Here is a 16,171-nt window from a genome sequence, read left to right as displayed (position 1 = left end):
CGGCCCTGAATGCCATAACGCACCTGAGCCTGTTTGTAGGTGAGCTCGCCTTTTTCAATCTGCTCGACCAGCGCCAGTTTAAAAGTCAGCGAGTAATCGCGCTGTGTCCGTTTCACACCTTGTCCCATCGGGCTCTCCATTTATTGGGGGGAAAGGTGTAAACCATATTCAGGACGGGACAATACAAACAAAAAGGGATGCCGCAGCATCCCTTTTTTTCGCACTATCTGAACGAGGTCAGATTATTGCTGAACTTCTTGTACGCCAGATACGCGAACTTCTACGCGACGATCCGGAGCCAGGCAGGAGATCAGTTGAGCTTTAGCAGTTACGCCGTTGCACTTGGTGCCGGTAACCGGGTTGGCTTCGCCACGACCTTCGATGGCAACCTTGCTGGCAGCCATACCTTTGCTCACCAGGAAGTTGGCAACGGTACGGGCACGGGCTTCAGACAGCTTCTGGTTGTAAGCGTCGGAACCGATACGGTCGGTGTAACCAACAACAACAGCGTTGCCATCTTTCGGCTGGAATTCAACGATTTGCTGATACAGACCGTTCAGGGCTGCAACGCCTTCCGGCTTCAGGGTGTCTTTGCCGAAGGCAAACAGCACGTCTGAGTTCAGGGCGAAGTTCTTCTCTACCACTTGCGGAGCAGGAGCCGGAGCTTCTTCAACAACCGGAGCAGCTACCGGAGCTACGTAGGAAGTACGGAACGGGTGGTATACCGCTTCCAGAGTAGCAACGCTCTGGTTGGACTTGTAATGGGTGCCGTCAACGTTCAGGTCAGCCACGTCCCACATGTAGCGGTAGCGAGCTTGCAGATCCAGCGCGTCACTTACTTTGTAAGTCACACCAGCACCGGCCAGCGGGGAAACTTTAGTGTCGCTGATGCCCAGACCGTCGGTGTGAGCCCAGTAGGCGCCGCCTTCAGCGAACAGGGAGAAGTCGTTGCCAACCGGCATACGAGCGATACCGGACAGGGTGGCACCCTGGTTTTCGTAACGCAGACCTTCGGTGTTGCCACGACCGGTGTACTGGTAGCCCAGTTCGGTACCGAAGTTTTCGGTGAAGTTGTAACCAACGAAGGCGTTGGCTGCAGCTGCATCTTCAGTACCAGCGTAACCGCCGCCATCGATCTTGTTCAGACCATTGAAGTGAGCAGCACCGACACCTGCACCGAAGTAGATGTCGTCAGCGGCGTGAGCAGCGGTAGCACCCAGAGCAGCCATGGCGATGGCGATCATGGAAGGAGCCATTTTCATCATAAAAAAATCCTCGTTGAGATCGCACGTTATTCACGTGCTTCACACTTTGTAATTTATGTAAGCTGCAGGCTCCGCCGTACGGCTGGCGTCGAGTCTGGCAGATGACCCGGCAGAACCGGGTTGCACACTCTCCTGGTGTGTCGAGTGCGCTGGCATGGCACGCAATGCGTGAGAAACCACTGCCAGGCAACTGATGTCATTCCGATGACGAGGCGCACTCTATGCCGATTTTAAAACATGATCAAGCTCACAAATGAGCCTTGTGGCAAATTGTGTCGTGCCCTTAACTGGCTGTTTATTTTGATTAATTAGTGATCCAGATAGGCCCTGTGCAGTTTCTTCTCCAGCTTCATATAAGCCTGAACCCAATCGCTATGCGGGCTGGCAGGATTCGCTCTGGCGGCAAAGACCGCAAGGTAATCTGCCTGGGTTGCGCTCTGCAGCAGGGGGGTAAATGTCATCAAGAAATGTCGGGCCAGATAGGGGTCAAGGGGCCAGATGTTGAGGATGGCGCGAGCCACAGGCTGAACCGCAGCTGAACAGATGAAGTGGCGGTGTCCCGCCTCCAGCCAGTCGGCCATCTCGCACATGCCCGATTCGGGCACCAGACCACCATCACCCGGGGTGGTTGCCAGCGCAATCGCCTGACCATTTACCGTGATGAGCTGCTCATTGTTATGCAGGGTGCCGTCGTGGCTGCGCAGGGCCAGGTCCGGGCATGCCTGTTCAAGAAACAGGCTGCAGCTCTCCGGCAGGGCGGCCAGCAGCTCGCTGGCGTGGCTGGACATCAAGGCCGGAAGCCAGAATGCTTCGGCACGATATTGTTCACCTTGCAGGCGCTGTTGTGCCAGTTCTTCTGTGCTGGATACGGGGTGCAGGCGAGAGATAATGCCGGGAAACGCCATACTTATTCCTCTTAATGGGTATCCGGCGGATTATACGAGTTATTGGGGGGGCCACAATAAAGGTTTCTTTTCGAGACTGTTTACCTGAGGCGGCTGAGCGATTACCATCCCCCCTTGAAGGCAAGGGTTGTCGCCGAAAGGCGCTCATAAGATAGAGGCTCGACCATAACGAGTCCGAACAAAACTGATACACTTGACTACGAGTCGTCGCGAAAAATAAAAGGCGGAGTAAATCCGCCAAACGGAGTATGGAACATTATGAATTCAAATATCGTCACTGTTGGCAAGAAGATCCGTCAGATCCGTGAAGCGGTCGGTTTGAGCCGTCCGAAGTTTGCAGATTTGCTGGGTGTTCCTCCCACCACGCTGAAAAACTACGAGCTGGGTTACCGTGAAGTTGGGGGCGCCTTCCTGGTTGCCCTGGCGCACCACCCGGATCTGCACAAGTTCACCCTCTGGCTGCTGGCAGACAAGAAAGTCGCCGAAATCGGCCAGATTGGCCCGGATGACCTCGCCAAGGCGTGATCATCGATGTGAATAGAAATGCCGCCTTCGGGCGGTATTTTTTTGGGTTGCCGATCGATATTTTGATCTAACACGCTTTGAATTATCCATGCAGGCCAACGAGAATAAGCGGCCCCGAAAAGTGGGCACCCTGGTGGTATCTGGCCACCCGAACACTATTACATTCAGGATGATATGAGCAATCGTATGGAGTATGGGTATGAGCAGTAATGAGTTGGATAAACGCTATGGCCTGATGACTGCCATTGCGATGGTGGTCGGCGTGGTGATCGGCTCCGGAGTCTTCTTCAAGGCCGATGATGTACTGCGTCTGACTGGCGGTAATCTGGCCATTGCGCTGCTGGCATGGGCGCTGGGGGCATTTTCGATGATCTTCGGCGCGCTGGTGTTTGCCGAGTTTGCCCAGCGGATCGAAAAGTCCAACGGTATCGTCGATTATGCCGAAGCGGCATACGGCAAAATGTTTGGTTATCTGGTGGGGTGGTTTAAAGGCGTACTCTATTACGCCCCTCTTTCCGCCATCCTTGCCTGGGTCGCCGCTCTGTACACCATGATCTTGCTCGGCAGTGATAATCCGACCAACTCTGGTGCGACCTGGATACTGGCGGCTGTCTATATGACGGTCACCTATCTGATCAACTTCTACACCCCGGTCCTGGCGGGCAAGCTGCAAGTGGGCTCTACCCTGATCAAGTTGATCCCGCTGATCCTAGTTGCCATTGTGGGCACCATTTCAGGCTTGCTCAATGGCGTCACCGTGACCAACTTTGTGCAGGCAATGGATGGGATAGGAAGCACCGGAGGCACGTTGGCCACGGCCGTGGTTGCCACCGCCTTCGCTTATGAGGGGTGGATTGCCGCCGTGACCATCAACAGCGAAATTCGCGATTCCAAGAAGAATCTGCCCAGAGCGCTGGTGATTGGCACCCTGATAGTCTTTGTGGTCTACGTCACCTATTTTCTGGGGATCGCCAGCGTCTTGCCGACGGACGAGATAGTGGCGCAAGGGGATAACGCGGTTAATCTCGCGACAACCAGCCTGTTTGGCGGGACTGCCTCGACCATTTTGACCGTGTTCGTGATTATCTCCTGCCTCGGAACCCTCAATGGTCTGGTGCTGGCGACCATGCGCATTCCCTACTCGCTGGCGATCCGCAATCAGGGTCCAGCCCCCAAGTGGATGAGCCGTATCGAACCGCATCACCATATGCCAATCAACTCGGCCCTCGCGGCAGCGTTGTTGTCGGTGATCTACTCAGTGCTGTGGTACTGCAGCATCAACGAGACATTCGGTCGTTACATCGCCCTGGACGAGATGCCGATCGTGCTGATTTATGGCCTCTATCTGTTCCTCTATGTCTGGTACATGCGCACCTTTACCGAGTTGGGCTGGATAAAGCGGTTTGTGATCCCGACCTGCGCCACCCTGGGCGCGCTCATCATTCTGTATGGCGGTATCACCAATCCCAGTCTGGGACTCTATCTGTTGGTCTCTGTGGGGGTGATTCTGCTCGGGTTGCTCTTCTACCGTAAGGAGTGACCGGGTAAGTGAGTTGAAAAAAAGCGCCGAATGGCGCTTTTTTCATGTGTAAACCTCAGCAAGTAGATAACTAACTGCCCAGCAACCCGAGGCGGCCCAGTTCATCCTTGAGCTGATCGAGGTTGCGCTCGACACAGGCTTCCCCCTCGTTGATGGCATCGCTGGCGCGATGAAAATCCATGATGGAGAAGCTGCCAAGGCGCGGGCAGAGCTGGATCTCCGGCGGGTCACCTGCCATCCGGGCGCGGGTGATCCGCTCCTGCATGATGTTGATGGAGCCACTCATCACGCTCCACAGACCCGGGGTGGCTGGCGCAGACTCACCGCGATTGAGCCACTGGCTGAGCAGGCCGCCGCTGCCGGGTTGATCCGGCTCGTCGGTCCAGGGTTGGTGCATATCGGTGTTGAGGTTGACCGCAATCACCACCTCGGCCCCCATGGCGCGGGCCAGCGAAATGGGCACCGGATTGACTACTGCACCATCGACCAGCCAGCGGTCGTTGATCCGGGTCGGGGTGAGGATCCCCGGCATGCCGCAGGAGGCGCGCACCGACTGGCGCAGCGGGCCCTGTTGCAGCCAGATCTCGCGGCCGGTATCGAGTTCGGTGGCGATGCAGGCGAAGGGGATGGGCAGGTTCTCGAGATCGGGATCCCCCAGATGGCTGGCGGCAAGGCCAAATACCTTTTCGCCGCGAAACAGCCCGCCGGAGAGGGCCGGGTCGAGCAGGCTGACCACCTGCAGGCGGGTAAAGCCGCGCACCCAGGTTTCCAGCCGATCCAGTTCTCCGGCGGCATAGGCGGCACCGACAAAGCTGCCGATGGAGCAGCCAGCGATCAAATCCGGTTTGATGCCGAGGCGTTCAAGGGCGCGGATGACGCCGATATGGGCCCATCCTCTGGCGGCGCCGCTCCCGAGAGCGAGCCCTACGCGGGGTTTACGTGGCACGACAGTCCTCCAAAAAAGGGGTTGAGGGCTCAGCTTACTCCGAGAGTCAGGAGGCGTCACCCTGCCATCTTTCGCTGCGGTTTCGACCGTTGGCCTTGGCCTGATAGAGCGCCACATCGGCGCGGCGCACCGCTTCGTGCAGGGGAAGGTTCTCCTGGTGGGGCAGATAGCCGAGGCTGATGGTGACCTCCAGCCCGGGTTCGATGGCGGCCCAGTCGTGATCCGCCACCGCTTTTCTCAGCCGCTCCGCCAGCTCGCCGAGCTGAGTTGCATCAGCGCGGCCAATCAGCAGCAGAAACTCCTCGCCACCCCAGCGGATCAGGTGGTCTGTGGGTCTAAGCTGCTGCTGGCAGATCTGCACCAGCCGGATCAGCACGATATCGCCGACGGCATGGCCGAAGTTGTCATTGACCCGTTTGAAGTGATCCGCATCGAACATCAGGATCCCCGCTTGCAACCGGGACAGCTCTCCCGCCTGTTCCAGCAGCACCAGATAGTGGCGGTTGAAGGCGCCGGTGAGGGCATCGTGGCAGGAGAGGTAATTGAGCCGCTGGTTGAGGCGGTGGGATCTCAGGTTGGAGAGGGCAGCCAGCAGCATAAAGAGGATGGCGAGCAGGGTCGGCGTGGACTGGCAGAGCATGGCCCACACCAGCGGCAGCAGGGTGACGTTGTGCACCAGTCGCAACGGGGTATCTGGGATTGCCATGGTCAGCTGCAATGCCCCTTGCCGCCACTGGTATTCGTCGGTCGGCTCGGGGTCTTGCGGCACCACGGGCTGGTGTGCGCTGCTGGCCAGCACCTGATGGTACTGATTGAGCAGCAGATACTCACCCAGCGCTGGCGCCAGCTGATTGAGCTGCGATTGCAAGCGTGAGAGCAGGATGTCCATGCTGATCATCCCTACCAGCGAGCCGTCCTTGTAGAGAGGCTGGGACATGGTGACCATGGTGCCCAGTCCGGCAAAATCTTCGTAGGGGCGGGAGAGAATGGTGTCCCGGCTTGGGTTGGGTGACATCAGCGCATCCTGCCAGTAGTGCTTGTCATAGATGCTGCGGGCAAAGCGAAACTGGCTGGAGGGGATCCAGGGATAGAGGTAGATAAAATTGTCCACGCCGGTGAAGTAGGCCCAGGCGATCTCGCTGCCAAGGCGCTGGCTGGCGGTGGACAACAAGGGGGAGAGGCTCAGGGCCAAATGAAGTTGCGCCTCCCGCGCACTGCCGGGGGGCGGCAGCGGGCCGTCACCGGTGAGGTTGCCCGCCAGTCCGGCCGGTAAATCCCCGGGGAGTTTGTCGAGGGCCAGCCCCTCTGGCAGCGCCTCGATATGGCCATAGAGCTGGCGGGTGAGCACCGACTGGGGGTCGCTGCGCAGTCGCTCTTCGGCCTGCCCGCGCATCGCCTCCAGAAACACTTCGGTCTGTTTGAACCGATCTCGCAGGTAGATGGCGCTGTTGAGGGTATCGCTCTGGTAGAGGCGTTCTATCTGTTTCAGGCTTTGCCGCAAGGTCAGACCAATCAGCAGGATGACCACGGCGAACAGGAGCCAGGTCAGGCGTGTGAGAAAGCGGTGGTCAGACATTTTGGGCATAGGCAGTCAGTCGGGTTGCGAAGGAAATTGTCGTTAGTGTATGCGATGTGGCGTGAAAACAAACGGCGCGACCTGAAACAGAGTGAGCTTATCCCGCTCTTGTTACGTTTTGTCACATTTATACATAGTCACGGCATAGTCTGGGGCTAAAATGGCCCCAATCTGGATTTACCCTCTCACTCTTCATGGACTGTTCGATGAAAATGCGTATCTGGCTCGGCTTGGGCCTTCTTCTAATCGCGGTTGCTGGCGTCTGGGCGCTGCGTCACAGCGAACCCGCCGCCAAAGCACCGACCAGACAGGTCAATATCCGCACTCAAACCGTCAAGCAGAGTCTGGCCGAGCCGACCCTCAAGCTGGTGGGCAAGCTGGCAGCCAATCGCTCCGTCATCATCAGCCCCGAAGTGACCGGTCGCATCGTCAAAATTGCGGTGCAATCTGGTCAGAGCGTGGCGAAGGGGGAGACCCTGATCGCGCTCGATGCGGGCAAGCAGCAGGCGGAGCTGGCCGAGCAGAGCGCCAGTCTGCGCGACGAGAACCGCAAGCTGGGGGATATGCGCAAGCTGGTGGCCCGTGGCGCCGTGACCCAATCCGAGCTGGAGGGGCAGGAGGCCACCGTGGCCCAGGTGCAGGCACGCCTCGATGCCGCCCGCTACGAGCTCTCCCTGCGTACCCTGCAGGCGCCCTTTGCCGGTACCGTGAGCCTGATTGACTTGAGCGAAGGGGCGCTGGTCAACAGCGGCGATACCCTGCTGCATCTCGATGAACTGGACAAACTGCGCCTCGATCTGGCGGTGCCGGAGCGTTACCTCTCCCTGCTGCGACCGGGCATGGCGGTCACCGCCACCAGTACTGCCTGGCCGGATCAGCAATTCAACGGCACCCTGACCACCCTCGACAGCCGCATTTCCAACGATACCCAGAACATCAAGGCGCGGGTGATGCTCCCCAATGGCAACGGTCAGTTGCGCCCGGGCATGCTGCTCAATGTGGAGCTGGCACTGCCTGCCCAGCAGCTCACCCTGATCCCCGCCCAGTCGGTGGAGTACGCCGGTGAGCAGCGCTTTGTTTACCGTCTCGAGGCCGATGGCCGGGTCAAGCGGGTGCCTGTAGTGCTCGGCGAGACCGAAGGGGAGACCGTCTGGGTCACCGAGGGGCTCAAGGTCGGCGATCGCATCGTGGTCGAGGGGCTGGTCAATCTGCGTGATGGGGTGCAGGTGCGCGATCTGGCCGAGGTGAACGGCTGATGTGGCTCTCCGATATCTCAGTTCGCCGCCCGCTGGTGGCGGTGGTGCTCAGCGCCCTGCTGACCGTGTTTGGTCTGGTCGCCTTCAGCAAGTTGACGGTGCGGGAGATGCCAGACGTGCAGATCCCGTCGGTCTCCATCACTACCACCTATGAGGGGGCGGCCCCCTCGGTGATGGAGAGTCAGGTCACCAAGCCCATCGAGGATCAGCTCTCCGGTATCAGCGGCATCAAGAACATCAACTCCATGACCCGCAAGGGACGCTCGATGATCACCGTCGAGTTCAAGCTCGGCTGGAACATGGTGGAGGGGATCTCCGATGTGCGCGATGCCCTCTCCCGCGCGCGGCCCCGGCTGCCCGATGATGTGGACGAGCCGCTGGTGACCAAGGACAGCGGCAACGGCGATGTGGCGATCTGGCTCAACTTCAGCAGCAGCCAGATGGATCGCACCGCCATGACCGACTATGCCAACCGCGTGCTGGTCGATCCCCTGAGTCTGGTGGACGGGGTGAGCGAAGTGGCGCTCTCCGGCGATCTCACCCAGGTGATGTATGTGCGGCTGCGCCCTGCGGATATGGCGGCCCGTGGTATCACGGTGAGCGATGTGGAAGAGGCCCTCAAGCGGGAGAATATCGAGCTGCCGGGCGGCGAGATCCGCAACAACTCCATGACCATGGCGGTGCAGATCGCCCGTCTCTACCACACAGCGGAAGATTTCCAGCAACTGCAAGTCACCACAGCCGCCAACGGCCAGAGCGTCTATCTGGCCGATATCGCCGACGTGGCGGTGGGGGCCAAGAACGAAGACAGCGCCTATCAGCGCAACGGCAAAGAGAGTCTGGGTATCGGCATCGTCGCCCAGTCCACCGCCAACCCGCTGGCAGTGGCGCAGGGGATCGAGAAGAAACTCGGCGAGATGCAGCGCTTCCTGCCGGAGGGGGCCAAGCTCGAGGTGGATTACGACTCCACCATCTTTATCAAGCAGGCCATCGACGAGGTGTACGAGACCCTGGCCATCTGCGCCGTGCTGGTGGTGGCGGTGCTCTATCTGTTCCTCGGGCAGGGGCGCACCACGCTCATTCCGGCCATTACCGTGCCGGTGTCGCTCATCTCCGCCTTTATCGGCGCCTGGTATTTCGGCTTTTCCATCAACCTCATCACCTTGCTGGCCCTTATTCTCGCCATCGGCCTGGTGGTGGATGACGCCATCGTGGTGGTGGAGAACATCCACCACCATCTGCAGCGGGGTGAACCGCCGCTGCTGGCTGCCTGGCACGGCACCCGCGAAGTGGGCTTTGCGGTCATCGCCACCACCGCCGTGCTGGTGATGGTGTTTGTCCCCATCGCCTTTATGGATGGCATGGTGGGGCGGCTCTTTACCGAGTTTGCGATATTGCTCTCCTTGGCGGTGCTCTGCTCCTCGCTGGTGGCGCTGACCCTGACCCCGGCCATGGGCTCCTGGCTGATGCGCCCGCTGGATAAACCGAACCGGCTCACCGCCGGGCTCGATCGCGGGCTGGGCTGGCTGGAGGGGCACTATCGCCACCTGTTGGCATGGGTGCTGCGCCGCTCCCGCTGGACGCCGCTGGTGCTGCTGCTATGTCTGGGCGGTATCGGTGCCCTCTTTACCCAGTTGCCGACCAGCCTTACCCCGACCGAGGATCGCGGCGTCATCTATGTCTTCGTCAAGGGGGCAGAGGGAACCAGCATCGAGCGGATGAAGCGCAACATGCAGCAGGTGGAGTCCGCCATCATGCCGATGCTGGGCAAAGGGGTGGTGCAGGCGCTGAGCTTCAGTACCCCCGCCTTTGGCCGTGGCGGCGATCAGACCGGTATGGTGATCATCCAGCTCACCGACTGGGCCGAGCGCGACGTCACCGCCACCGAGTTCTCCCGCTCGCTGGGTGCCAAGCTCTCCGGCATTCCCGATGTGATGATCCGCACCTTCCAGCCCGGTTTCCGCGGCGGCTCCACCGCGCCGGTGCAGTTCGTGCTGCAGGGTAACGACTATGCCGAGCTCTACCAGCAAGGGTTGGCGCTGCAACAGGCGGCGCAGGGCAGCGGCCTGATGCTGAGCCCGGATCTCGACTACGCCGAGAAGACCCCCGAGCTGCAGGTGACCATCAACCGCGACAGCGCCAGCCAGCTTGGCATTCCGGTCTCCACCGTGGCCAACAGCTTGCAGACCCTGTTGGGCGGGGCGAGCAAGACCACCTATGTGGACAGGGGCGAGGAGTATGACGTCTACCTGCGCGGCAATCAGACCGAGTTCAACGGCATCTCGGATCTTGGTCGCATCTATCTAAAAGCCGCCAACGGCGAGATGGTCAGTCTTTCGACCCTGGCGACCGTCAAGCAGGTGGCGACCGCCAACCGCCTCAACCACTACCAGCGGCAAAAGGCGATCACCCTGACTGCTGACGTGCACCCTGACCACACCCTGGGTGAGGCCCTCGATTTCCTCGATGGCTGGGCCAACGCCAACCTGCCCACCGGCATGACGGTGGATTACGCCGGTGATTCCAAGGATTACCGCGACAATCAGGGGGAGATGGTGCTGGTCTTTGGCCTCGCCCTGCTGGTGGTCTATCTGGTGCTGGTGGCCCAGTTCGAGAGTACCCTGACCCCGGCGGTGGTGATGGTGACGGTGCCACTCGGTATCTTCGGTGGCCTGCTCGGCCTCTGGCTGACGGGGCAGGAGATGAGCATCTACAGCCAGATCGGGATGATCATGCTGATCGGTATGGTGACCAAGAACGGCATCCTCATCGTCGAGTTCATCAACCAGCTGCGCCAGCGCGGCGAAGGGTTCGAGGAGGCGATCATCGCAGGCTCGGTGCGCCGCTTGCGCCCCATCCTGATGACTTCGCTGACCGCCATTATCGGCGCTGTGCCGCTGATGCTCTCCATGGGGGCGGGTTACGAGAGCCGGATGGCGGTGGGAACTGTGGTCTTCTTCGGACTGTCGTTGGCGACGCTGGTTACCCTGCTGGTGGTGCCCGCCATTTACCATCTGATCGCCCGTCACGCTGGCATGACAGGGGCACGGGATCAGCAGGTAGACGAAGCGCTGGCCGCCAAGGGCGCGGGGGAGTCGCACCCTCCGGCGCCCTGATCAGCGCCTTGGCCGCAATCCTGGCCTGAACCCTGACCTGCGCGCTCAAGCGGGGCGGGTTATCAGCCTCCATCATCACAAGGGCGCCTGCGGGCGCCCTTGCTATTGCGGGCGCCCTTGCTATTGCGGGCGGCGACCTATTCCGCGGGATCTATAGGGACAAAAAGCCATCGCTCCCCTTGGCCGCAACCGGTATAATGCGCGACCCGAATTTTTCCAGGTGTTCAAAATGCAGCCGGTACCCAACCTTTTCTCCTATCCCCGCTATTGGGCCGAGTGCTACGGCACGGCGCCCTTCCTGCCCATGTCCCGCAAAGAGATGGACAAGCTCGGTTGGGACAGCTGCGACGTCATTCTGGTGACGGGGGATGCCTATGTGGATCACCCTAGTTTCGGCATGGCGGTCATCGGCCGCATGCTGGAGGCGCAGGGTTTTCGGGTCGGCATCATCGCCCAGCCGGACTGGTCATCGAAGGATGACTTTATGCGTCTGGGTAAACCGAATCTCTTCTTCGGGGTGACCGCGGGCAACATGGACTCCATGATCAACCGCTACACCTCCGACAAAAAGCTGCGCCACGACGACGCCTACACCCCGGGGGATGTGGGTGGCAAGCGGCCGGATCGCGCCACCCTGGTCTATACCCAGCGCTGCAAGGAGGCCTTCAAGGAGGTCCCCGTCGTTATCGGCGGCATCGAAGCTTCCTTACGCCGCATCGCCCACTACGACTACTGGTCCGAGACCATCCGCCGCTCCATCCTGCTCGATGCCAAGGCCGATATCCTCATCTACGGCAACGCCGAGCGGCCGCTGGTGGAAGTGGCTCACCGCATCGCGGCGGGGGAGACCATCGAGACCATGCAGGATATTCGCGGTACCGCCGTTATCCGCAAGGAGCCGCTGCCGGGCTGGAAAGGGGTGGATTCGAGCAAGCTCGACCAGATTGGCCGCATCGATCCCATCATGAACCCCTATATGGAAGGGGCCCCATGCTCGGATGACGCCACCGAATCGGCACCTGCCGCGCAGGAAGCCCAGCCTGTGCTGGTGCAGCCGGCCAAACCCAAGCCGTGGGAAAAAACCTATGTGAAGCTGCCGGCGTTCGAGCGGGTGAAAGAGGACAAGGTGCTCTACGCCCACGCCTCGCGCATTCTGCACCACGAGACCAACCCCGGCTGTGCCCGCGCCCTGTCACAGGCTCACGGCGATCGCATCGTCTGGGTCAACCCGCCCGCCTTCCCGCTGGAAACCGAGGAGATGGACGGCGTATTCGGCCTGCCCTACCAGCGGGTGCCGCACCCGGCCTATGGCAACGAGAAGATCCCCGCCTTCGAGATGATCAAGACCTCGGTCAACATCATGCGCGGCTGCTTTGGCGGCTGCTCCTTCTGCTCCATCACCGAGCACGAAGGGCGCATCATCCAGAGCCGCTCGGAAGAGTCGATCTTGAAAGAGATCGAAGATATCCGCGACAAGGTGCCGGGCTTTACCGGTGTCATCTCGGATCTCGGCGGCCCCACCGCCAACATGTACAAGCTGCGCTGCAAGAGCCCCAAGGCCGAGCAGACCTGCCGTCGCGCCTCCTGTGTGTGGCCCACCATCTGCCCGCATATGGACACCGACCACAGCCCGACCATCAACCTCTATCGCAAGGCGCGCGACCTCAAGGGGATCAAGAAGATCCTCATCGCCTCCGGCGTGCGCTACGACATCGCGGTCGAAGACCCCCGCTATATCAAGGAGCTGGCCAAGTACCACGTCGGCGGCTACCTCAAGATCGCGCCGGAACACACCGAGGAGGGGCCCCTCTCCAAGATGATGAAGCCGGGCATGGGCAGCTACTACCAGTTCAAGGAGCTGTTCGACAAATACTCCAAAGAGGCGGGCAAGCAGCAGTACCTGATCCCCTACTTCATCTCCGCCCACCCGGGCACTACCGATGAAGACATGGTCAATCTGGCGCTCTGGGTCAAAGAGAACCGCTTCAAGCTCGATCAGGTGCAGAACTTCTACCCGTCGCCGCTCGCCAACGCCACCACCATGTATTACACGGAGAAAAACCCGTTAAACAAGGTGAGCCGCACCGGTGGCGATGTGTTTGTCGCCAAGGGCGAGCGCCGTCGCCGCCTGCACAAGGCGCTGCTGCGCTACCACGACCCCGCAGGCTGGCCGATGATCCGCGAAGCCCTGCTCGCCATGGGCAAGGGCCACCTGATTGGCAACGGCCCCGGCTGTCTGGTGCCGCCGGAAGGGCGCAACGAGCGAGCCGCCAGCGGCAAGGGCATGAAACCGGCTCTGACTCGCCATAGCCCAATGTCTCAACAAAGAGGCCAACAACAGCGCGGCAATGGCGCTGGCAACAAGCCGACGGGCGGCAAGCCGGTGGGTTCCCAGCTACAGAAAGGGGCGGCTAACGGCAAACCGACCGCACAGGGTGAAGGCAAGAGTGCGGGTAAAAGCAAACCTGCCGGAAAACCCGCCCATAAGGGTAAAACCCCGACCCGCGGAGGCTCCGCCAAGCCGGGAGCCAAACCCGCCGCTCAGGGCGGCAAGCCTGCGGCCAAAGGAAATGGTGCCAAGCGACCGGCGCGGTAAGTTTTCCTGATTGGAAAGCGATAGAAACTAAAAGGCGACCGGATGGTCGCCTTTTTAGCTCATTGAGGCTCTAAAATCAGTTGAATTATTTTAATTTTATTTAAATCGTTTTTTTGTTTTTTAACTTGCCAACACATGATAGATTATGCATGTTAATTTTAATACCATAAAAGCAGTGTTTATATATCATATATTGCGGTGATTAGTTAATGGCTTTAGATAATTTTCCTTATAAATTGCTTCAAGAAAATATAGTCCTCTTATCATTTCATATGGAAGTCATAGAGTCTTTAAAAAAGACAAGTGATTTTGATAAGATTATATCGTCAAATAAAATTTTATCAAAGATGCCAATTCCTGATGCAAGAAAGGAAGTTGCAAAAGCAATATATGCAACAGGTAGGCAGCCTGAGATTAATAAAAATGGCCATTCCACCAAAGAAGTTATGGGCAGTGTTGGTGAAGCTTTAACTGAATTATTGATTCCAGGCAATTACGTAGCTGTAAACAATGCCGGATATGATGTTGATTATAGTGGGAACTATATAGAGGTTAAAAGTACAATAACAGAGAAGGTGACAATGAGTAATAAGCAATATTTAACAGCTGATTATCTTATTGTGCATAGGTTCAACAAAGACACAAATAAACATCGCTCCTCACTGCTAGTACCTCTAGACATAATTCATGCATTTAAACCGAAAAGAAAAAAAAGCGTATCTATTAGTACAAAAACCGATGAGTGGGCTCGGGGTTTTACTATAACTCTCCCGAGGATAGTTAGATTTTTCAACATGCTAAAGACTAATGAAAATCACCCTGTAAAAAATGGTTTTTGTCAATTATGTCATAGTAAAATTGTTAAAAATAATATTGTTGATTTTCGTGCGCTAGCTGCATCATGCGACAACAATTGTGTATGGGATTTTTGGGAGAAAAGGTACTTTTACTATAAATATATGTATTCTAGTAAATCATCAACACCGACTGACACAACGCTTACTAAATGCGAATTGGAAAACACCTTTCATTGCATATATTTACCGGAGTCATCTCTTCATAAAGAGACAACTTTAAAGGAGATCTTTATTGAAGTGAGCACTCAGAGAAATAGATGCAGAATCTATTTTTGCCCTTCTATTAGGAATACAAAGGCTGATGTTAAGGTAGATGACATCAAGGTTTTACCCCAGGGCAAGATCGCGAACGTTTTTTAAGCAGGGCACGAGGATTTGACCGACCGAACAGGGTGTGATCTTATACTCTCTTTTACGGGAGTTTCGTCATGAACCATCAAGCGGCATTTACCCAATTCTTCTCCGAACTTGAAGACCCTCGTCAGACAACCAAAATCGCGTACCCCTTCTTCGATGTGGTTTTTCTCACCGTCTGTGCTGCTATTGGTGGAGCTCAAGGTTGGGAAGATATCGAGCTTTTCGGCGAGGCACATCTGGAATGGTTTCAGCGTAATGGATTGTTTCATAACGGATTACCTGTTCACGACACCATAGCCAGGATCATCTCCCGTATTCAACCGGAGCAATTCCAGAACGCCTTCGTCCGCTGGATGCAAGCAACATCAGAACGTACCGATGGTGAGCTGATTGCCATTGACGGCAAGACCTTACGCAGCTCTTACGACCGAGACAGTCGTCAGTCTACCATTCATATGGTCAGTGCCTTTGCCGCTGAGAATCGTCTGGTGCTCGGGCAAGTCAAAACAGATGAGAAATCTAACGAAATCACCGCCATTCCTGAATTACTGGCACTCCTCGATATAAAAGGCTGCCTGGTATCCATCGATGCCATGGGCTGCCAGACTGGAATAGCCTCAACCATAGTCAAGGGCGGTGGCGACTACTTGCTGGCGGTAAAAGGTAACCAGCCCACACTGCATAATGCAGTACGCGCAGCTCTGGCCGAGTCGACCAAGAAGCCGCTGAGTGAAGAAACGCTCAGTGTCGAGAAAGAGCACGGTCGCATCGATGGCCGCGAGTACCATGTGTTACCAGCCGGAGCACTATCAGAGCAATTTCCAGAGTGGAAATCGCTGAAGACTGTCGGTGTCGCAATATCCTATCGAATTGAAAATATGGAAAAATTTTCGATGGAGTATCGCTACTACATCAGCTCGGCTGAACTGACACCAGAGCAGTTTGCTTCAGCGGTACGAGGGCACTGGGCAATTGAAAATAGCCTGCACTGGGTTCTGGATGTCGTGATGAATGAGGATGCCTGCCAGATATATCGAGGTGATGCCCCTCAAATATTGGCCTGTGCACGACACATGGCGCAAAACATGCTGCGAGCCGAAACCAGCCGTAAGGCAAGCTTGCGGAAGAAGCAGCAATTTGCGGGCATGAGCAGCCCATATCTGGAAAAGGTATTGGATTCAGGGCTGGCTGAATTGAAGTCAATTTAACAATATGTTCACGCTCTCGCCCTG

The 16,171-nt window shown here is 57.7% G+C and carries 11 protein-coding genes and 1 pseudogene; 7 read left to right on the top strand and 5 right to left on the bottom strand.

All coding sequences use genetic code 11. From position 1 onward, the window contains the following. From AB5Y84_RS13295 to AB5Y84_RS13285, 3 genes and pseudogenes are all read right to left on the bottom strand, one after another. Positions 1-128 (bottom strand): annotated as a pseudogene (locus tag AB5Y84_RS13295) (IS3 family transposase); the annotation flags it as partial. A gap of 114 nt (positions 129-242) precedes the next feature. Next, positions 243-1,265 (bottom strand): OmpA family protein, encoded by a 1,023-nt coding sequence (locus tag AB5Y84_RS13290; RefSeq protein ID WP_368177131.1) that lies wholly within the window; start codon positions 1,263-1,265, stop codon positions 243-245. 308 nt (positions 1,266-1,573) lie between these two features. Then, positions 1,574-2,170 carry a hypothetical protein gene (locus AB5Y84_RS13285; RefSeq protein WP_139432703.1) on the bottom strand — a complete coding sequence of 199 codons (597 nt, stop codon included), beginning with the start codon at positions 2,168-2,170 and terminating at the stop codon, positions 1,574-1,576. A gap of 258 nt (positions 2,171-2,428) precedes the next feature. Here AB5Y84_RS13285 and AB5Y84_RS13280 point away from each other — a divergent pair, with 258 nt between their 5' ends. Together AB5Y84_RS13280 and AB5Y84_RS13275 are read left to right on the top strand one after the other, a co-directional pair. Next, positions 2,429-2,695 (top strand): DNA-binding transcriptional regulator, encoded by a 267-nt coding sequence (locus AB5Y84_RS13280; RefSeq protein ID WP_005338367.1) that lies wholly within the window; start codon positions 2,429-2,431, stop codon positions 2,693-2,695. Positions 2,696-2,894: 199 nt separating this feature from the next. Further along, positions 2,895-4,235, top strand: coding sequence for an APC family permease (locus AB5Y84_RS13275; protein ID WP_005338365.1), 1,341 nt, complete (start codon positions 2,895-2,897; stop codon positions 4,233-4,235). Between the two features lie 70 nt (positions 4,236-4,305). On the opposite strand, the gene AB5Y84_RS13270 is transcribed toward AB5Y84_RS13275, so the two are convergent. Beyond that, a complete protein-coding gene (locus AB5Y84_RS13270; protein ID WP_005338362.1) occupies positions 4,306-5,181 on the bottom strand; it encodes a patatin-like phospholipase family protein in 876 nt (291 codons plus the stop codon). 46 nt (positions 5,182-5,227) lie between these two features. Further along, positions 5,228-6,766, bottom strand: a complete 1,539-nt coding sequence (locus AB5Y84_RS13265; RefSeq protein ID WP_115521311.1) for a sensor domain-containing diguanylate cyclase — start codon at positions 6,764-6,766, stop codon at positions 5,228-5,230. A 197-nt stretch (positions 6,767-6,963) separates the two neighbouring features. Here AB5Y84_RS13265 and AB5Y84_RS13260 point away from each other — a divergent pair, with 197 nt between their 5' ends. From AB5Y84_RS13260 to AB5Y84_RS13240, 5 genes are all read left to right on the top strand, one after another. Further along, positions 6,964-8,013 (top strand): efflux RND transporter periplasmic adaptor subunit, encoded by a 1,050-nt coding sequence (locus tag AB5Y84_RS13260; protein ID WP_368177130.1) that lies wholly within the window; start codon positions 6,964-6,966, stop codon positions 8,011-8,013. Beyond that, entirely contained in the window at positions 8,013-11,129 is a 3,117-nt protein-coding gene (locus tag AB5Y84_RS13255) for an efflux RND transporter permease subunit (RefSeq protein WP_368177129.1), read from the top strand. Before AB5Y84_RS13260 ends, AB5Y84_RS13255 begins: the two co-directional genes overlap by 1 nt. Before the next feature lie 229 nt (positions 11,130-11,358). Continuing rightward, positions 11,359-13,725 carry a YgiQ family radical SAM protein gene (locus AB5Y84_RS13250; RefSeq protein ID WP_368177128.1) on the top strand — a complete coding sequence of 789 codons (2,367 nt, stop codon included), beginning with the start codon at positions 11,359-11,361 and terminating at the stop codon, positions 13,723-13,725. Positions 13,726-13,934: 209 nt separating this feature from the next. Continuing rightward, positions 13,935-14,942, top strand: coding sequence for a hypothetical protein (locus AB5Y84_RS13245; RefSeq protein WP_368177127.1), 1,008 nt, complete (start codon positions 13,935-13,937; stop codon positions 14,940-14,942). Between the two features lie 68 nt (positions 14,943-15,010). Then, on the top strand, positions 15,011-16,147 hold the full coding sequence (locus tag AB5Y84_RS13240) for an ISAs1 family transposase (RefSeq protein ID WP_024943479.1): 1,137 nt from the start codon (positions 15,011-15,013) through the stop codon (positions 16,145-16,147). The last annotated feature ends 24 nt before the right edge of the window (positions 16,148-16,171 follow it).

Source organism: Aeromonas sp. s11, assembly GCF_040907945.1.
Lineage (GTDB): Bacteria > Pseudomonadota > Gammaproteobacteria > Enterobacterales > Aeromonadaceae > Aeromonas > Aeromonas veronii.
This window is presented reverse-complemented; position numbering and strand designations above follow the sequence as displayed.